General features: G+C 41.5%; 18 protein-coding genes and 1 pseudogene. 5 read left to right on the top strand and 14 right to left on the bottom strand.

The genetic code is table 11. The features are described 5' to 3' along the window. Window positions 1-165: 165 nt before the first annotated feature. On the bottom strand, window positions 166-1938 hold the full coding sequence (locus tag MHH60_RS19285; RefSeq protein ID WP_076133720.1) for an ABC transporter substrate-binding protein: 1773 nt from the start codon (window positions 1936-1938) through the stop codon (window positions 166-168). A 143-nt stretch (window positions 1939-2081) separates the two neighbouring features. Here MHH60_RS19285 and MHH60_RS19280 point away from each other — a divergent pair, with 143 nt between their 5' ends. Next, window positions 2082-3326, top strand: a complete 1245-nt coding sequence (locus MHH60_RS19280; RefSeq protein WP_076133721.1) for an MDR family MFS transporter — start codon at window positions 2082-2084, stop codon at window positions 3324-3326. A gap of 163 nt (window positions 3327-3489) precedes the next feature. Here MHH60_RS19280 and MHH60_RS19275 read toward each other — a convergent pair whose 3' ends face one another. Next, window positions 3490-4446, bottom strand: coding sequence for a helix-turn-helix transcriptional regulator (locus MHH60_RS19275; protein ID WP_076133722.1), 957 nt, complete (start codon window positions 4444-4446; stop codon window positions 3490-3492). Between the two features lie 112 nt (window positions 4447-4558). Here MHH60_RS19275 and MHH60_RS19270 point away from each other — a divergent pair, with 112 nt between their 5' ends. Continuing rightward, the gene (locus MHH60_RS19270; protein ID WP_076133723.1) at window positions 4559-5494 is read left to right on the top strand and encodes a Gfo/Idh/MocA family protein; all 936 of its coding nucleotides are present in this window, start codon (window positions 4559-4561) and stop codon (window positions 5492-5494) included. Window positions 5495-5959: 465 nt separating this feature from the next. On the opposite strand, the gene MHH60_RS19265 is transcribed toward MHH60_RS19270, so the two are convergent. The 4 genes and pseudogenes from MHH60_RS19265 to MHH60_RS19250 all read right to left on the bottom strand — a co-directional run. Further along, the gene (locus tag MHH60_RS19265; protein ID WP_076133724.1) at window positions 5960-6265 is read right to left on the bottom strand and encodes a DUF3889 domain-containing protein; all 306 of its coding nucleotides are present in this window, start codon (window positions 6263-6265) and stop codon (window positions 5960-5962) included. 286 nt (window positions 6266-6551) lie between these two features. Then, a complete protein-coding gene (locus tag MHH60_RS19260; RefSeq protein WP_076133725.1) occupies window positions 6552-7178 on the bottom strand; it encodes a type 1 glutamine amidotransferase family protein in 627 nt (208 codons plus the stop codon). Between the two features lie 109 nt (window positions 7179-7287). Further along, on the bottom strand, window positions 7288-8250 hold the full coding sequence (locus MHH60_RS19255; RefSeq protein WP_076133726.1) for a helix-turn-helix transcriptional regulator: 963 nt from the start codon (window positions 8248-8250) through the stop codon (window positions 7288-7290). Window positions 8251-8395: 145 nt separating this feature from the next. Next, window positions 8396-8602: pseudogene (locus MHH60_RS19250) on the bottom strand (DUF6262 family protein); the annotation flags it as partial. Window positions 8603-8764: 162 nt separating this feature from the next. On the opposite strand from MHH60_RS19250, the gene MHH60_RS19245 reads away from it, so the two are divergent. Together MHH60_RS19245 and map are read left to right on the top strand one after the other, a co-directional pair. Beyond that, window positions 8765-9349, top strand: coding sequence for a TetR/AcrR family transcriptional regulator (locus MHH60_RS19245; protein WP_076133728.1), 585 nt, complete (start codon window positions 8765-8767; stop codon window positions 9347-9349). Between the two features lie 7 nt (window positions 9350-9356). Next, entirely contained in the window at window positions 9357-10103 is a 747-nt protein-coding gene (gene map / locus MHH60_RS19240; RefSeq protein ID WP_036687603.1) for a type I methionyl aminopeptidase, read from the top strand. Window positions 10104-10322: 219 nt separating this feature from the next. Here map and MHH60_RS19235 read toward each other — a convergent pair whose 3' ends face one another. From MHH60_RS19235 to MHH60_RS19200, 8 genes are all read right to left on the bottom strand, one after another. Continuing rightward, entirely contained in the window at window positions 10323-11069 is a 747-nt protein-coding gene (locus MHH60_RS19235) for a methyltransferase domain-containing protein (RefSeq protein ID WP_076133729.1), read from the bottom strand. 171 nt (window positions 11070-11240) lie between these two features. Next, window positions 11241-12215 carry a phosphotransferase enzyme family protein gene (locus MHH60_RS19230; protein WP_076133730.1) on the bottom strand — a complete coding sequence of 325 codons (975 nt, stop codon included), beginning with the start codon at window positions 12213-12215 and terminating at the stop codon, window positions 11241-11243. Window positions 12216-12442: 227 nt separating this feature from the next. Beyond that, a complete protein-coding gene (locus MHH60_RS19225; RefSeq protein WP_076133731.1) occupies window positions 12443-13315 on the bottom strand; it encodes an AraC family transcriptional regulator in 873 nt (290 codons plus the stop codon). Window positions 13316-13552: 237 nt separating this feature from the next. Continuing rightward, window positions 13553-14032: a flavodoxin domain-containing protein gene (locus tag MHH60_RS19220; RefSeq protein WP_076133732.1), complete on the bottom strand. Its 480-nt coding sequence runs from the start codon at window positions 14030-14032 to the stop codon at window positions 13553-13555. A gap of 39 nt (window positions 14033-14071) precedes the next feature. After that, complete coding sequence (locus MHH60_RS19215; RefSeq protein ID WP_081388865.1) at window positions 14072-14917, bottom strand: hypothetical protein; 846 nt, start codon at window positions 14915-14917, stop codon at window positions 14072-14074. A gap of 61 nt (window positions 14918-14978) precedes the next feature. Further along, a complete protein-coding gene (locus MHH60_RS19210; protein WP_076133733.1) occupies window positions 14979-15602 on the bottom strand; it encodes a TetR/AcrR family transcriptional regulator in 624 nt (207 codons plus the stop codon). 185 nt (window positions 15603-15787) lie between these two features. Further along, complete coding sequence (locus MHH60_RS19205) at window positions 15788-15889, bottom strand: sporulation protein YjcZ (protein ID WP_197069683.1); 102 nt, start codon at window positions 15887-15889, stop codon at window positions 15788-15790. 243 nt (window positions 15890-16132) lie between these two features. Further along, window positions 16133-16642: a GNAT family N-acetyltransferase gene (locus tag MHH60_RS19200; protein ID WP_076133734.1), complete on the bottom strand. Its 510-nt coding sequence runs from the start codon at window positions 16640-16642 to the stop codon at window positions 16133-16135. A gap of 165 nt (window positions 16643-16807) precedes the next feature. Here MHH60_RS19200 and xerS point away from each other — a divergent pair, with 165 nt between their 5' ends. After that, on the top strand, window positions 16808-17890 hold the full coding sequence (xerS, locus tag MHH60_RS19195; RefSeq protein WP_076133735.1) for a tyrosine recombinase XerS: 1083 nt from the start codon (window positions 16808-16810) through the stop codon (window positions 17888-17890). The last annotated feature ends 471 nt before the right edge of the window (window positions 17891-18361 follow it).

Below are 18361 nucleotides of genomic sequence, written 5' to 3'. Positions count from 1 at the left end.
CAAGTATCGACCGTTCTTTTGTCTCGGTCCATACGGATCTGAGCAAAATCCAACGAGTTCACCTCCATGGCTACAAATAAATTACTATTCATAAATCTGATCCATCTAGAGCGCCATTCGATTCTATCGATACAGCCTCCCTGGAAAGTATAACAAAAGAAAAGCTTAAAGCCTAGTTTTAATCCATAACTTGGAGATGTCCAGAAACCCGAAGGAACCGGTGTGCAGACCAAACAGACTTTGATTTAGCTGAGCTTTTTTATTCATATGACAGCCATGCAGCACCCAATAATTGTCTCGTAAAATTCCCTCCGCTTGATTCAGCAGCTTCACCCGTTCATCCTTTGGAGATTCTGTGAAAGGACCTAACACCTTTGAAAACAATGAAATCTGGTCCTTTCTAAGCAAAGAAAATAAATAATTAGATTTATTATTAAAGTAGTTAATCATTCCCCATTGCCAATCATCTTCTAACACCTCTTCAGCAAGCTGGATCTCGGCTGTTGTCTGTATATGATCTGCCTTAAACTCATTGAAAAAGTATAATTTAATTTGCAAACCAATGGAGGCAGCGCGTGCTTGGAGCCATAAAGCTTCTTCTCGTTCTTCTTTTTTATCCTTAGTCGCTAAAGTAATGACTTCTCCCTGATACCCATTTTCCACTAAAAGCGCTTGGGCATGTTCCAAAGTTGGATCTAGAAGCTCTCTCTTACTGCTCTCCCATGGCAAAAAGCTATCTGCTGGAGTGATACGATTGCCACCCAACTCTTTTATTAAAGCCGTTCGACTGTAAAGGATACGGATGATTTGGCGAAACCATAGCTGCTGATGAATCCCCTCTCTATGAAAATTAAACAGAATATATCTGCAGCCTAAGGCCGGGTAATCTATACTGTGATTGCTGATGATATCAGGTAAAAGTTCCCCATGTTCAGGATCTGGCAGCTGGTATTGGCGTTCATTAGAAGCTTCTTTTGGCAAATACCAAATCTCAACACGATCCAGGAGCGGCCGAATTCCGAAATAAAAATCAAAAGCTGCCAGCACCAATACATCCTCATTTAAATCCAATAAACGGTAGGGACCTGTACCGCTCACTTCACTAGTGATGTCTATATCGTATGGGAGAATGGACATGTGAATACAACTGAACAGATGCAGAAAAAAGAGATTTGGACGTGACAGCACAAACCGGATTCGATGATCTCCTTCAACCTCTACTCGTTCGATATCCTTATAAAGGCTAACCGCAGGGCTGTTCAAGTCGATAAGGCGTTGCAGCGTCTCTTTTACATCTCTCGAGGTCATGATCCTTCCGTGATGAAATCGCACCCCCTTGCGGAGGTAAAAAATATAACTTGTATGGTCCTCATTAGCTTCCCACATATGGGCCAAACCAGGAAGAAAGGTATCGGTCGTTGCGTCATAAGTAACTAGTGTGCTATAGATCTGACCCAGCAAATAGGATTCAAAAGCGGTGTATACATAAGCAGGGTCCAGTACTTCCATATGCCGGTTACGGGTAATCCGCAGGACGTCCAGCCCTGAGGTTGACTCTGCTTCACTACGGAAACCCATCTGTTTATTTAACATCGTTAACAATCGTTCCTTTAAGGGACCGGTCACCTGATCGCTGCTCATCAATTCGATAGCTTCTTTTATCTTGCCTTTACTGACTAACTCCTGAAAGCTATCTTCGAATACCTCATCAATACTTTTTAAAAAAGTAAGTTGAGAGATATGCCCCCTGCCTCTCCCCGGCTGCCATTGAATATATTCCTGCTCTTCCAGTTTCCGCAGCACGAATTTAACATTACGTGGAGTGCAAATCAGGATCGAAGCCAATAAATCTATCGTCACAGGAATTGGTTCATTCACTTTGAACGAACTAGTAACACCTGTTGCTAAACATAAAAAATGATTACTTATCTGGTCCAAATGGTTCACTCCTTTAAAGGTGAAATGGTCAATGTAATTCTTACACTTTTCCTTCCCCCTTTTATCATTATAATTATACATAAATCAACAAGAACTATGTAGCAACAATATTAGAGCATTAAGACTAGGAGATCGTAATCATTATGAATCAGCATCTAAGGCACATTCACCCTCTAGCCTGGACAATTATCATCGGCACCATGTTCGGACGTCTGGTGACCTCGATGAGTATCCCGTTCTTATCCATCTACCTAACCCAAGTTCTCGGAGCTTCCCCGACACAAACAGGGATTACGGTCGCGGTTAGCTCGCTGGCAGGTGTATTGGCCAGTTTTTATGGCGGTTATATTTCTGATATTGTTGGCCGCAAAATCGTGATGTTAATCTCGGTATTTGGCTGGGCGGCCGTCTTCTTCGGATTCTCAGTGGCTCAACATCTATGGGTATTTTTCCTGGTGAACACCTTGAACGGCTTATGTCGATCTGTATTCGAGCCTACTTCACGGGCTCTTTTGTCCGATATTACACCACCCGAGAGCAAGCTGCTTGTCTTTAATCTTAGATATGCAGCCATTAATCTTGGTGTAGTATTTGGTCCAATCATTGGTCTACAGCTCGGCTCTGCGGAATCAACTTTTCCTTTTCTAATCGCCGGAATCGTATATGTTGCATACGGAATTGTATTATTCATGCAATTTAAGGCACATCGTTCAAGCATGCCCGCCCGTACACAAGCTCAAGCACCACGTTTACTCGAAGCTTTGACAATCACCGGTAAAGACCGTGTGTTCCTACCTGTACTTCTGGGTACCATCTTTTGTGTGTTAGGATACGGTCACTTCGGCTCAACAATGGCTCAATATTTAGCGATGAACACACATTTCACCAATGGCGGGCAATTGTTCTCCTATATGCTGTCTTTGAATGCTATAACCGTGTTAGTAGTGCAATATCCCATTGTACGAACGGCAAGTAAATTTCCACCGATTGTCCCTTTAATCCTTGGGAATATCTGCGTTGCACTTAGTCTTCTCTTAGTGGGGCTTGCTGGTGGTGTGGCTCTATTAATGATCAGTGTAGTTCTGTTCACTATAGGGGAAGTCTTACTCTTTACGATGATGGATATGTTGATCGATCGGATTGCCAAACCTGAAATGAAAGGAACGTACTTTGGTACGATTGGCTTTAATAATTTAGGGAGTGTTATGGCACCTATCTTCGGGGGTGTGTTGTTAGACCATTATGGCGCCCAGAATGGCCTTGCGATCTTCGTACCGCTGGCTTTAACAACAGCTTTTGGTCTTCCTTTTCTTCTCGTAGCGCACAAAAGACTTGTTGCCAGAGAGAAATTAACACTTAGTGTTGAAACTAAAGCGTTAAAAGGATAACTTATCCAATTAAATACATTATTTTCTGGAGCATCCTCATCTCAGTTAACATAATCATTGTTATGTTAACTGACTATATGAATTAATTCATTTATCAGAAAACCGGGACCGTATCTTTGCAGAATATGCAATAGCTACGGTCTCTTTTACATAGAAAAAACGGTTAATCATAGATTCCCTGCAGAAAACTCAACTGGTCTTTCACATATTGCCTTAGCTCTAAGGGCTCCATGATTTCGGAATGTCCTATTATGCTCCAGATATTAGCACATGCACTTTCATAACCAAACATATTCACTTTTAAAATGAATCCATCCCCTTCTTCCCTCATTTCCATGACCTCTAACTGAGATAAAGAAGACATTGTTCTGTTATCAGCTCTGATCACAACAGGATAGATCTCTTCTTCTTTACAAGCTTGCTTAAAAACCTGTCCCTGCTGCTTCCAGTGCTCTTCTAATGAAAAATCCATAGGTATACAGTACTCTTCTTCCACAAGCTGCGTAGAGGCAATTCGCTCACATTTAAACGTGCGGATTTGATTAGCTTCTTCACAGTAGGCTATAAGATACCATTCCTCTTTTTTCACCACAAGACCATAGGGCTGTAATTTCCTGTATGATATTTCTCCGCTAACCTTTTGGTACGCAATCTGTAGTTTCTGAGATCGCCAAACGGCGGTCCGAATAGATTCCAGACAGGGAATTTCTATTCGTTCTGTCCACCAAGGTGTGTCATCAAAATAAAAGCGTTTTTGCGCTTTCTGAATGTCAGGTTGGTAGGATGCGGGCAATGTTTTTTCTAATTTCAACAGCGTCGTCTTCAGCTTAAGGCCAGATTCATAATGTCCCCCAGAATAGATGCCCATACCTGTTAAATATAGATTGATTACATCTTCACCATGTAACTGCTTCAGGTTAACTGTGTATCCCTCCATTAAAGAGATGCCACCATTCGGTCCCGACATAGACAACAAAGGAATTCCAGCTTCAGCTAGTACATCAATATCTCTATAGATTGAACGTACAGAGGTCTCCAAGGCTTGAGCTAGTTCATTGGCCTTCATTTTCCCTCTCGACTCCACTAATAATAAAATAGCAATCAAACGATGCAAGCGCATGAGAACCTCCGAGCTTTTCTTTTTTTATTAAGTATACTTCAAAATTCTTGCCATGATGTTGTCAACAATAACAGCTTATGATTAGTTCATTACATAAAGGGAGCTGAAACATATGAAAATTGCCGTATTAGGAACAGGGTTCGGAGCTTATCATGCAGAATTATTGACGAAAAATAAGCATGTAGACAAAGTTATTGTTTATGGTAGAAATGAAGCTAAGCTGCAAAATTTAAAACAAGCGTTAGGCGTTGAGATTACCACAAATATAGAAGATATTATGCTTGAGACCACGATTGATGTAATCGATATCTGTCTGCCCGTGACTTTACATAGACAGTATGCCGTTGAGGCGCTTAAGCATGGAAAACATGTATTCTGTGAAACTCCCGTATGCATTACCATTGAAGATGCCCTTGCGATGAAGGAAGCAGAACAATTGTATGGCAGACGAATTCTCGTGAACCAATTTATTAAATTTGATCCTGCGTACAAATATTTATACGAAACCACTTCTAATGAGAAATATGGAAAGCTTTTAGCCTTCACCTTAAAAAGAGAAACGTCTCCTCTCTGGGGGGATCTCGGACTTCATTCTATCTCCACAAATCTGATGATTCACGAACTTGATTTTGTGACTTGGCTGCTTGGATCGTTAAAAGAATACTTTGTGTGGGGAACCGCTGGTGGACGAATTGAACAAGCTTTAGTACGTACCCATTTTCAGAAAACGAATGTCTCCGCAGAGATCGTTGTTTCCTCACAAATGCCAGCTGGTTATCCTTTTACGGTGGGGTATGAGGCTTATTTTGAACAAGGAAAACTTGTCTATCAAGAAAGTGACGACATGAACGGCACGGTTGAAGGATCATTAATAGAATATACCTCTGCAGGTAAACAGCAACTATTGATAGAACAAGCTAATCCTTTTGAAAAGAGTATTACGCATGCTCTCCAATGCTTAGAGTTGGGTACTACATCAATAATCGAGTTAGACTATGCCTTACAAGCTATGGAACTAGCAATAAAAATAGAAAAAAAGCTTGTGTAAACATAAGGGTTGGTGTAGATATCCTTTTTCATGGGTTTTGTTTGTATGGGCGTAGTATTTATGGAATTACTAGATAGTAGCTAGGGTGAGGAATAGGTTTTGAGTTTTTTGTTGTGAATTTTTCATATGTTGAAATTGTAGAATAAAGTAGTAAATTTAGTCCTTTTTGGTACGCATGCTTAGTTCTTGTTCATAAAAGCTGTTATTTTACAGCATTTTGGAGGGATTTCATCCTGGGATTAAGGTCGTTCAATTAGAGGATAAATTAGTTATAAAACCAGCAGCAGTCTTGGACTGGAAAATGAAGTCCTATCTTTACTCCACCTCTATTTACTTTTCCCATTTAAAGTACAAACCTACATCACGTTATTCTGCCCGTTAGCTGAACAGGCTGCCCATGATCTCGGCAGCCTGTTGTCATTGTGCTATCGTGCCCCATTAGCGTAATCGCGAGATTTATTAAATCTAACGATTAGTTTCAGAAAACTGAATCGATTGGATTGTATCAGTTGATGGGTCAAATTGGATTGATACAAAAACCCCAAACTCGTTACCTGCTTTGCTTCTAATCCATAGTTTGAATTTCTCTTCAGACTTTTCCGGTGTTAGTTCAGTACGACCAATGTGCTTATAATCAATTATGACTGCATTGTATCGTTTTTGTGTTTCCTCTACTGCAATTTTGCCCCATTTTGCGTATTCAGGCGCAGCCTCTACTGTAACAGTAGAAAAAATAAGTATCGCCAAAAATGATATCAGTATTTTTTTCATAATAACCGCCCATCTGGAGAAGTTTTCAGTAATATCTCCCACTTTATCCAAATGTATTCTTAGACAACTTAATGCCAGCGTGCAAGACCTAGATTTAGGAAAGTCATATATAATAAAGGGTTCCACATATTAGTCATGACTAATATGTGGAACCCTTTATGCTTAACTATCGTACTCCGTTAGGATTCCTGTAGAACGAATGTTTTAAATCGCATTGTTACTCATGTGGCATCTTGTCCATATCCATATACAACACACTTTCACTCCTCCTTAAATGCTGATACCTTCATTGTATTGAATTCATCAACTCATAGTAATATTTAGAATCACTAGTCTTATAAAGGCTATACCAGGCGTCTAATGTTTTTGGAGAAAACACATCCAAAGCTTTCAAGATCTGTGCAGAAAATTCCAACGGAGCTATTCCAGATGCTGTGATCAGTTTTCCATCAGTTACAGCAGACTCCATTTTGTAATACTTTTCTCCTGTATAAGTGGGACAGATCATTCTAAGGTATTCCAGATCATTGCTTGTATGCCCACGTGAATCCAGCAATCCTGTCCGGGCAAGTCCCATTGTCGCACCACAAATCGCTGCAACCCATATACCTTCCCTTAAACACCTCTCAGCGATTTTTAAGAGGGGGTGGTGAATGGTTTCTGTCCATGTATCTCCACCGGGTAAAATCAATAGATCTGATCTTTCAATACTGCACTCATCCAATTTGATGTCAGGCAGTATTTTCAATCCGCCCATTGTAGTTACTGGAGTCTTATCAATTCCCACGGTAACTATTTTTGACGGGACCAGCCCTTTTTTATAATATCTTCCCGAGTTCAGTTCGGCAGTTACGTAGCCTATTTCCCAGTCTGCCATTGTGTCAAACACATAAAGATATACCGTATTATTCATTTGCAAGTTCTCCCTATTTTACGATTCATCAAGTGATACCAACCATCGGTAATCAATGATTATCATCATTATAAAATGACTTCACTGACATCCGCTGTCAGTGAAGTTATTAAAGTTGATAATATTCCATTAACTCCGACACCACACCAACAAGTTTTTCCTTCAAACTCTGTGGTTCGATTACTTGAATGGATTTTCCGTAGGATAAGAGAAAATTAGGAACATAGGCATGAATTGATTTTTCCTCAAGTAAAAAGATTGCTTGATTTGATGTGCGCTCTTTCAGATGATGCCCTAAAAACCAATGCAGGCATAAGTCATCCAACGCCTCTGACCTACCTTCGATAATTAAAGCAATTAACCCTTCCTTGCCGACTAAATCAGGTAATAGATTTTGCAAAAAAAATTCCCGAGCCAAAAAAGCTTCGGAACGTTTAAATATGTTTTGAGTCCGCTTGATTTGTAAAATCCGTTCCACCCGAAAGCTGCGGATCTCATTTCTCAGTTGGCAAAATGCAACAATATACCATTTATTGTTCCAGTACACTATTCCATAGGGATCTATCAGCCTAGTCTTGGGTTGATCATCACGGCGTGTGTGATAATCAATTTCTACAGAGAATTCGTTTGCTACAGCTTGCTCCAATTCCGCTAATACTGGCTGAATAGAAGGGTCTCCCCTACGGTTTATAACTTCAAATCCAGCTAAATGACGGCTGAGAACACTTTCCTGTTCCTGATTAGAATACATTTTCAATTTGGATGTCGCATTACCTAGTGCCTCACTCAAAGGGTATCCGGCTTCTTTTGCAAAAACAGCAGCATGAAGAAGTGCTTTTTTTTCTTCAATATCAAATAGCAGAGGTGCTCGGATAAAATTATTCAGTAAGCTATACCCGCCATTATGACCAGTGTCGGATATTATAGGCACTCCACTGGCACTTAGCGCATCAATATACCGATAGACTGTCCTTATATTTATTTCTAACTTTTCGGATATTTGTTTTGCGGTCATTTTAACGCCCGAATTCAGCATCCATAGGATTGCCAGCATATTATCATTTTTTGGCATCACATATACCTCATCTTTTATTAGGATCGCTCTAAATTATTAGCTTTGCTGCTTTTACTCTCAACTCAACTTTCTGCTTTACCACAACTTGTGATACAGTTCACCGAGAATGATCTTAAACTAAGCTGCCCGTTAGCTGAATAAGCTAACAGTCATTCCCTAGAATCCTTTGATAGACCTCCGCATAGGAAAACTTAAGTTGTTCTCGCAACTTTTTATTTTCTTCTTCGAGCTTCTTCATCTTTCGTTTTAACGACGCAATGATGGCGTCCTTGTTGTTTTCATCCATCTCCCGCTTAATTTGTTTCGGAGTCAGCGCTTGAGCTTGCTGCTGATGAAGTGACTCAATGCGCCACACGTATCTCAGGATTGCATACTCCGGTAAGCACTTTATTATTCAGTCTAATACTTGTTTTCATCGAACGCCAACAGATAATTGCATTTCTCTGCCTCATGCGTTACACTCTTTATATTGACAAATTTGCAGGTCTATAAAAAGGAGGTTAACGCGCCCATGTGCCCCCGTACCAAAGAACAAAATGAGCTCATACGCATGCAGCGCAGGGAACAAATCCTGGACTTCGCCGCGCGCACCTACTTCCGTACAGGCGGAAGCTTTGATATTCGCGACGTCGCCCGCGAGGCTGGTCTCGGTTATGGCACGGTATACCATTATTACCCCAACCGGCATTTACTAATAGAAGATGTGCTGAGCAGCGGCTTCGAGCGATGTGAGCAAACCCTGACTCAATGGGCGAACATCAGCCGGGACACCCCTGACGACAAGCAGTTGTTAACGTATTGCAAGACGCTACTCCGGTTGTGGCAGTCAGATGTCCGCGCATATCTCGTCTACAAAATGGCAGCGGAACATTTTACAGGCTTACCAGAGAAAGATCGGCATCCTGCCAAAAGACGATTCACGGAAAGACTGTATGTTCCACTCCAATCGATCATCCAGCGTGAAGACGACAGCGTCGACCTTATGCTTGCCGTGTTGGTCAGCTGCTGCGGTCTGCACTACTATGCGAACACTTCCGAGTTGGACATCGATCGAATTGCCCAGCTCGCGATGCAAGCTATTACAAAGGAGTCCTAATACAAACATGGTTATCTTAAAAAGCAAGTATGAAATCGAAGCCATCCGCAAGGCGTGCCAGGTTGTGGCCGAATGCCATCGTACAATTGCCCCGCTCATCAAACCGGGCATCACAACGAACGAGATTGAGCGCATATTCGAGGATATTATTTTGAAGCACGGCGCCAAACCATACACAAAGGGCTACAATGGCTATCAATATGCGACTTGTGCCTCCGTCAACGACGTAATTGCACATGGCTTTCCTACAAATAAGCCACTTGAGGAAGGCGATATCGTGACGATCGACACGGTAGCGGAGCTCGACGGCTGGCTCGGCGATTCAGCCTGGAGCTATGCGGTCGGGAAGATCTCACCGGCGGCTGAGAAGCTGATGCGCGTCACGAAGGAGTGCCTTGACCTCGGCATAGCGCAGGCACAGCCCGGCAATCGGCTCGGAGACGTGACGAGCGCAATCCAGCAGCATGCCGAATCGAACAACTTCGGCGTCGTGCGTGACCTTCTCGCTCATGGCATCGGTCGTGACCTGCACGAGGAGCCTACCTATATGCATGTCGGCAAGCCCGGCAAAGGCCCCCGCATCAAGGAAGGCATGGTATTCACGATCGAACCCATGATCACTGAAGGCACCTACAACATGACAATTGATCAGGACGGATGGACCGCCCGGACGCTGGACCGCAAGCTCGCCGCCCAATACGAGCATACGATCGCCATCACCGCTGAAGGACCACAAATCCTGACCGCGCAATAGAACAATTAGAAGCCGACCAACGAGAGGGTCGACTTCTTTTTTATTTATTGAGCAGAACTTCTTTCTTCATCCGATACATGTGGGATCTTCTCACATAGGTAGAGTAAAGAAATGGCACGCGGACCGATTGAATTCTTAATGCAAAAAGGATGCTAAACTTAGGAACAACAAAATCCCCCTCAATCTGAGGGGGGGCTATTGCAATGCATTACGTCTCTCCTAACATTTCCTACAAACGCTAATGATAGAAGAAGATGACGGAGAAAACGGCGTTTTATCCCAGTCACCATATTGATGTTCGATGCGAAAGCCGTGACGGGTTAATAAAGCATGCAGCGTATTTGGATCCGTAAACCGACAAGCAATTCGGGAAGTCGTTCGCTTATACCCCCAATCACGCATCGTAACCCAATGCATGATATGCTGGCCAGCATCGTAACATTGGGTGCCTGATACCTTGACGTTATTTCCATCTTTATCAATAAATGATCCCCATTCTGTCTCCTCTTGATCGGATAAATCCGTTCCCTCCGGATTACGGGTCTCAAATGCAAAGATTCCATGAGATTGTAAATGTTTGTGAACAGTCGTGAGCAAATCGCTTTGATCTTGATCACTTAAAAATGCCTGAAATGCATTACCAGTCAAATAAATCATCGAAAATCGCTTGTCCGATTCGAAGGTACGGGCATCACCTTCCATAAAAGTAACAGTCAGCCCTTTCGCTTTCAACCGCGCATATGCAATCATCGCTGAAGAGATATCTACACCGGTCATTGTTATACCGGCTTTCGAGAGGGGGATCGTTGTTAAGCCTGTACCACAAGCAAGTTCTAACACTTCCCCAGGACTCGATCTGGCAAGTTCAAGATAGAACTGATATTTGTCCATTTCACCGTCAAATTCAAGATCGTAATTTATCGGATCTTGAAATTCTTCAAGATTGCTATGTTCAATCAACACCATTCCCCTTTCATTTCTTGTTATAGGATAATCGAAATAAATGGTCACCGACAACCATCGTGCTTAACAGTATTATTTTACTATTTTTTTGATAATACGTTTGGTGATAAACGTATATAATCAATTTTTATCAAACATACCAATCCTCGTTAGATCAACCATGAACGTTCCATTTCATATTTTATAAAATATACTTTCACCATTGAGGAAGGGGCGACAATACTCAGCGCATAATTTAGGCATTCTTTCACGCATCCAGTCATGAACATGTACATTCTCTATCTGGAAGACGTAATATCCGATAATAGCGACCAACATTAAACCTTCCAACTGCAGTAGATCATTCGCTGTATTTTCACACTCTCTGTAATACCCCTTTAGGAAAGTATCTCTTCGATCGGATGGCAGCATCATAGCTCCCATGGCTACATCAAGTAAGGCATAACCTTTTCCGAAAAAGCCAAAATCGATGAAGCGTACCTCTCCTTCGGTTGTGATGATGATATTACCCATACACAAATCCCCATGAATAAGGTCCGGGCCAGCCTCCCCGCCATGGTCATCTAACCGGGAGTTGATCAATTGCAACGTTTGTTCAATGACATTAGCATCAGAATGCGTAAATAAATTCTTTTTCACACTCGAATGAATCACACGGATCATCCGTTCATTATAAGCTTTACCTTGACTCGGTCGAATCTCCATACCTGTATGTTCGTACTGCCGAAAAAAAGTATGCAGTTCTGCTATTTGCGATCCCAGTTCTTTTACCCGTTCAAGATTGTTAATATCATTCATATTCATGTCTCTTCCATCCAGCCAGGTGAGGACGGAGCAGTTTAGCAGTTCACCTTCGTAATCAATGATCGTAATAAGTTCACCCTCATTGTTTCTTACGGGAGTCTGTATTTCGTTGCTGCTCCAGCTTCCCAGCTTCTCAAGCATTTGCAATTCTCCAAGAATGCCGCTGTATGTATGTTGCAGACCTTTCATGTCATCTATAAAAGGGTCATGAATGCGGAGTAAATATGATTTTCCCGTTCTGTCATTAATACGATAGGTTCTGTTCTCGTTATGCCTTAAGAAAATAATCTCAGGGTGTTGGATATCGTACCTGCCTAGTAAGTCCAAAAGCTTCTCGTTCGTCATAAGAGCCTCCTTTAAAATAGAAGGATTCAATGATTCAATCTTTGTCTGAATCATTAAAATTGAAATCTACTACATTCCAAAAATCATTCGACCCACCAATTGTACTTCTACAACATTTTTGAAATATCCTGCCTATAGCTTGACGAAGCTGCCGGAATGATTTTTCGCGGCAGCTTCGTTGTGAAAGGATATTCAGCTCTCAGTTTCATTAGTCCAACCAAACTCTTTTATTTCTTAGTGATAGGCACCCATATTTCACTTTTAAAATTTGGCGATGTGATATCTTTGTGCTCATTCCATAGAATTTCAGGCCCTTTAATCAGCTCATATCCCGATGACGGAGCCCATTCCGAATATATTCGCCCCCAGATCTCTTGTAGCGCACTCGGAAAAGAGCCGACGACTGTGAATACAGCCCACATAGAGGCCGCCACTTCCAGCTGATCCAGGCCATTCCATGCATCTTTCGTAGTGGCAACGCCAATATAATGATCGAACTCTCCTTTTTCCTCCATACGTCCTTCAGAGAAATTTGTAGAGGCGCTTATAAATCCTGAGGGCTCAACATCAGAAAATCTCTTCATCTCATCAATCATTTCCGGCGTCAACCCTTCATACATCGATGCAATCTCCGGATTGACCCCTTGGAAAATGATTGGAACCCGTTTTTTTATACCCACGATGCGAAAAGATTCTTTGTTTTCAATACGATAATTCATTTCATTTCCTCCTTTGATAGTCAGCTGAAACGACATCCGAGGGAACGCCTTAAGGGAATGTCCATGGACCCGAGCTTCTGAAGGACTAACCCCATGCATGCTATGGAAAGCCCTAGAAAAGGAATCAGGCGAATTATAACCATACTTCAGAGCGGCATCGATAATTTTGATATTACTTTGTGAAAGCTCGAGTGCTGCCAAAGTTAGACGTCGACGCCGGATGTATTCCGACAGAGTAATGCCTGCTAGGAAGGAGAACATACGAGTAAAATGATATTCCGAACAACAGGCTATTTTCACAACCTCCTGATAATCAATGGGATTTGTTAGGTTCTCCTCAATATAGTTTATTGCTTTGTTCAGTTGTACCAGCGTATCCATGACGTTCCTCCCCTCGTTAATTAAAGGTTATCAGAGAAGGTTTTTATCTTCCCGACTTTTTCTGCACGATTCTGTAGGGTTTTCATGTTTCGATGAACAGACACTGGATATAAGGAAGTAAAACTCTTCTCACAAGAAGGACCACTTTTTTTGAATGTCAAGATTATAGTTAACATAATAATAATTATGTTAACTATAATTTGAAGTGCGTTCAGATGCTCGCTCGTCCACTCACTTTCACAACCTTTTCATAGCAAGAGCAAAACGCTCTATCGTCTCTTTTGACAACCCATTTACGTTCTTATTTTTTCCTTTTACCATCCGCAGTACAAACCGGTCTAGCAAAGTTAGCTTCTCTTCATAGATCTCATCTCCAAAAACTTCTTTCGTCACCGATTGGTCATATAACACTTCTGGAAACGCAGATTTCAATTCTTGTGAGGCCTGTTCACCTGTTGCTCCTGCACAAACAAACAATCCTACTCGTTTTTTCCCTAGTTCATTTTGATATTTTGTTGTAAAATCAGTCATTTGTTTTTGGATTTTTCCATAATAAATAGATCCTCCCAAGATGACCGTATCATATCGTTCCAGTGTCGGCTCTTTAGCATGCATCAGGTTAACTACTTCGGTTTCTTCGCCCAGTTGAGATTTTAATAAATAAGCCGCTTTCTCCGCACACCCATATTTCGAGGTAAACATAATTATTGCCTTCATTCTAATCGCTCCCTTCCGCTCGCTAGTTACTTATTATCTTTAGGGTTCACGTACATGCTTTAACAAAATAACCATACAAGCAGCAATAGCTACAGTCATCGTCGGAAAAATTACACACTCGGCTATAGACACAGTCACATCGCTATAGATCATTGCCGCCAGCATTGCCGTAATTGCTAGCAGTAATGTAACTCCTTTGAAAACAACGACAGTTGCCAGTAGGTACCCAAAAGGTTGTCTACGAATGACCATAATCCCCGTTACAATTGCTAATGGGACTAAGATCGCAAGATCCAAAACTTGAATTACCAATGTACTATAGTGCTCTAGCCCTTGTGGCGGTGTTCCCCCCAGTAGTGAATTCAGTATTTTCCCTAGCCAGAGCAATAAAATCATAAAAGCAATAACCATTAGTGAAAAGCCGATTCCTTTAGAAGGTAAACTGTTTTTAAAGTAAGTATGTATGGATTCTTTATCAAAGGAAAATAAAGCTAGGATAAATGCGAAAAAACTTAAAGAAAACAATAGCACATAAACTAAAAACAATGAATTGTACATCGTCAGAAAGCTGTAGGATGCGTAAGTATATAAAAAGTATCCCAGAGTGCCCGTAAGGAGCATCCTACCCTTTATCGAGCCTTTAAATGTCATGATGAGCGAACTGAGCAGTAAAGGTATGGCAAAAAATAATGTAACACCATCCTGTGCTTTAGCTTGTGCCGCCGCAGAGACAGAATCATGGCTGTACACTCCTGACCCCTGAAGCTTTACATCCTCGCCCCATATTGACGTGAAAGTATATTTTGTTCCATCACTTATCCCATCTGAAAACAACCCATCCGCTGTTGCAAACACTGCAATAACCGAAATCAACACCGACAGCACTACGACTTTCCTTATATGTTTTATAACAACCTCCCCCTCCCTTCATGAAAATATTTAGATTTCATCTGGAGGCAATAGCAACCATTGAATCCAATTGACATGAAATTAGAGCTTCGACCTGATCATCAGGCAGATCCTTTTCGACAAGCAAACGCATAATTAAACCGAACGCTGCACTCCATATCACCTGAGCAGTGAGTTCTACGAAAGCTTCTTCACGGTTTTTTTGCGCTTCAAATCTGAGCAAGCCCTGGCAGAGCATCCCAATCGCGTTACGTTCCTGTGCAGCTCCTCTAAATAGAACAGCTGTGTAACTAAGAACAGCAGGTGTATTGTTTAGCATGATATTCCGGTATTCTACACCCGTAGAAAGAGACATCCTGATGAACTTCTCCAATGATCGTTTTAAAAGTGTATCTGGAGGTAATTCCTGCTGTACCTCTTGTTGCACAAACTGAAGCTCAGTAAGCATATCCGTATATTTTTGTTGCAAATAGCTCTCGATAATCTCTTCTTTGCCTTTAAAATAATGATAAATAATTCCCGGAGAATATTCGATTTTCTCAGCGATTTTTCGGATAGAGAGCTTCTCTATTCCCTCTTCAGCAATCAATAAAGCTGCATTTTGCAGGATCAGATTTCTCATTTCTTCACGCTCACGTACTTTTCGTTGTTCTTTAGTCATAAATTTGTCTCCTCATGAGTTGAACACTGTTTAATCTTTGAACACTGTTTAATATATATTTCGGATTAGTTTTATGTCAATATCCTTAGTCACATGTATTCCCCTCACCTAATGTAATTATCTGGACATAAAAAATCCGCCAGTCATTTAGACTGACGGAACCTTTAATTTGTGAAGTTAAAGGATTACAGACAGAGGGTTTTAGTAATGATAACTAACAGGATAAACAGAACCAGAATAGCTCCTGTGGAAGTGAAACCACCGTATCCACCTGCAAATTCGCCCATTGTTGACTCCTCCTTTGTAATTGAGTACATCATAAGATATGCAATATTGCCCTCACTGACTGGGTATTTTGAACACAAAAAATAAACCAACGACCCTTTTTATGGTGAATGGTTTAATAGGTTAACATAATTAATATTATGTTAACTAAAAAGAGAGAGCATTAGATGCTCCCTTCATTACAATTCGTATTTGCTGTTAGTAGTAAGCTCCTTAGCTAAAAGAAACCAGCAATATAAGGTTTTTTATTTCTTAATCCTATTAATAGTTAATGTGTTGAAGTATTGGCTGGGGTTGCCTTGTTGTGGATTAAAGCGCTCTTGAAACTCTCCATGGGTATAGTCCCCGATCACTTTATGCCAGAAATCACGAGCAGGTGTATTCGCACGGACTTGTGAAACCTTCCATTCCCCAGAGTACATATCAAAGAGCTTATGCGCAGCCCATGTACCTACACCACTTCGGCGGTATTTTTGCATCACAAAAAACTCAGTCATATAAAACTGGCCTTCAGGATTACGCAATAACCTGTCCACCAAAGCAAAACCAGCAATATGCCCGTCCACCTTAAACAAATACGCTGATTTATTATTTCCGCTACTCCAATAAGCTTCTAGACCCGGATAGGCTGGAAATACCCCGTCTTGATTGACATCAAATTCTAAATAACGGGTGAAATCATATAGGTAGAACTGCATTAATCTGCTTATAGTATGCTTACGTTCTTTGGGAACCATCTCAATTTCAAGTTTCATTATGTGCACCTCTGACATTTATGTTTACTTCACATCATAAAGCTTACCGGCATCAGGAGCAAGGCTCGGCCCTAGTTTTCCCTTCATTCGAAGTCCAATCTGGGACAAAACATGTTAAGATAGAAGGAAGAGATTTTATGCAATCTATGGAAAAAGGTGAATCACATGAGCGTTCAAAAGAACGATGACCGTAAAAAACTTGATCAAAAGCTACCCCTCATGCCCTGGTTCGTTCAGCAGTTTATTGATTATAAACGCCCAGATCTCTCCCCTTCCACACTGCTGGAGTATATCCGGGATTATGAATCTTTTTTCGGCTGGTTGCGTGCAGAGGGCTTATCTCAAGCTGGCTCAAATACCGAGATCACGCTTCTAGAATTGGAAACCCTACATATGGACAGTATTGTCGGATATCGGTTGCACCTAACTACTCGCGCCGAGGGAACGAACACTCGTGTTACTGTATCCCGTAAGTTATCTGCATTACGCTCCTTATTTCATTATTTAAGTCAAATCGCCGAGGATGAGAACTTTTATCCATTGCTTAAACGCAACATTATGGCTAAGGTTGAGGTCAAACGAACACATAAACCAAAGGATACTGCCGCTAAGTTAAAGGGTAAGATTTTGGAAGATGAGGAATTACTGGAGTTTGTGGGGTACATTTATGAAGGTTATGGACGGGATGTCGAGGGCAACAAACAGGCTTATTATTCGTTTCAATTAAATCACGAGCGCGACGCCTGTATTGCCAGCTTGATTCTGAACTCTGGCCTGCGTGTATCTGAGGTAGTTAATCTAAACGTAGACGATTTGGATGTTAGCAACAAGTTGCTCTATGTCACCCGCAAAGGGAATAATGACGAAACGTTTAAGACACCTGTCTATTTTCGAGAGCAAGCTAAAGATGATCTAGCTCTTTATCTTAGTCTGCGCCAGTCTCGCTACAAAACACCCAAGAGAGAAAAAGCCTTGTTTATCTCTCTTCCTAACGGGCGTCAAGAAGGCAAACGTATGACCAAACGTGCGATTCAAGAAATGATTATTAAGTACGCTAAACGCTTTGGTAAACCATATCTTACGGTTCATAAGCTGCGTCATTCTTTTGCAACAGATTATTATCTGCAAAATGATATTTATAAAACGAAGGAACAGCTTGGGCACGCATCCACCGAAACAACTGAGATCTACGCTCATCTAACAGATAAAACGATGTCCGAGGCAATCGAGCGGCGTGTCGATAATTAATCATCACCAAAGGGAGTTTATACTTCAAATGAGTAGCCGCTCTTCGCTAGTGCAGAGTTGTTATCGGACTCAACGGACCTTAAACGCGGGATTATCTCACATTTGGATTGCTAACGGACCCCAAGGTCGCTATTGGCCTGAAATAAGTAAATATGAGCTCCATTCAATGAAATAGCGACACTGAGGTCCGAAACCCCGCTCAAAAAGTGATAAATAAACAAATAAGATCATCTGAGTCCTTAAGCATCCGCGGGGGATTAATCTCGGCAGTGGTGCAGGCTAATAACTCCAACCAGCAGAGCAGCGACTCTTCCGATAGAGAATTACAATGATTGTGTCGTCTACCCGGACACTTCATTCCGCCATCTTTCAAATTTGAATTAACATTCGGCGGACACCTCTAACCCTTTTATTGTTGCACTAAAAACCCACTTACGGTACGCAAGTGGGTTTTCTTATTCTAATTTCCGG

The sequence above is a fragment of the Paenibacillus sp. FSL H7-0716 genome (assembly GCF_038002705.1).
GTDB classification, from domain to species: domain Bacteria; phylum Bacillota; class Bacilli; order Paenibacillales; family Paenibacillaceae; genus Paenibacillus_AQ; species Paenibacillus_AQ odorifer.
The sequence above is the reverse complement of the archived record's forward strand: the minus strand, read 5'-3'. Positions and strand labels throughout refer to the sequence as shown.

Bases quoted from the DNA above. Each gene is read 5' to 3' on its own strand.
- MHH60_RS19280 (WP_076133721.1), top strand. From the start codon at position 2,082: ATGAATCAGCATCTAAGGCACATTCACCCTCTAGCCTGGACAATTATC.
- MHH60_RS19275 (WP_076133722.1), bottom strand. From the start codon at position 4,446: ATGCGCTTGCATCGTTTGATTGCTATTTTATTATTAGTGGAGTCGAGA.
- MHH60_RS19270 (WP_076133723.1), top strand. From the start codon at position 4,559: ATGAAAATTGCCGTATTAGGAACAGGGTTCGGAGCTTATCATGCAGAA.
- MHH60_RS19265 (WP_076133724.1), bottom strand. From the start codon at position 6,265: ATGAAAAAAATACTGATATCATTTTTGGCGATACTTATTTTTTCTACT.
- MHH60_RS19260 (WP_076133725.1), bottom strand. From the start codon at position 7,178: ATGAATAATACGGTATATCTTTATGTGTTTGACACAATGGCAGACTGG.
- MHH60_RS19255 (WP_076133726.1), bottom strand. From the start codon at position 8,250: ATGCCAAAAAATGATAATATGCTGGCAATCCTATGGATGCTGAATTCG.
- MHH60_RS19245 (WP_076133728.1), top strand. From the start codon at position 8,765: ATGTGCCCCCGTACCAAAGAACAAAATGAGCTCATACGCATGCAGCGC.
- map (WP_036687603.1), top strand. From the start codon at position 9,357: ATGGTTATCTTAAAAAGCAAGTATGAAATCGAAGCCATCCGCAAGGCG.
- MHH60_RS19235 (WP_076133729.1), bottom strand. From the start codon at position 11,069: ATGGTGTTGATTGAACATAGCAATCTTGAAGAATTTCAAGATCCGATA.
- MHH60_RS19230 (WP_076133730.1), bottom strand. From the start codon at position 12,215: ATGACGAACGAGAAGCTTTTGGACTTACTAGGCAGGTACGATATCCAA.
- MHH60_RS19225 (WP_076133731.1), bottom strand. From the start codon at position 13,315: ATGGATACGCTGGTACAACTGAACAAAGCAATAAACTATATTGAGGAG.
- MHH60_RS19220 (WP_076133732.1), bottom strand. From the start codon at position 14,032: ATGAAGGCAATAATTATGTTTACCTCGAAATATGGGTGTGCGGAGAAA.
- MHH60_RS19210 (WP_076133733.1), bottom strand. From the start codon at position 15,602: ATGACTAAAGAACAACGAAAAGTACGTGAGCGTGAAGAAATGAGAAAT.
- MHH60_RS19205 (WP_197069683.1), bottom strand. From the start codon at position 15,889: ATGGGCGAATTTGCAGGTGGATACGGTGGTTTCACTTCCACAGGAGCT.
- MHH60_RS19200 (WP_076133734.1), bottom strand. From the start codon at position 16,642: ATGAAACTTGAAATTGAGATGGTTCCCAAAGAACGTAAGCATACTATA.
- xerS (WP_076133735.1), top strand. From the start codon at position 16,808: ATGAGCGTTCAAAAGAACGATGACCGTAAAAAACTTGATCAAAAGCTA.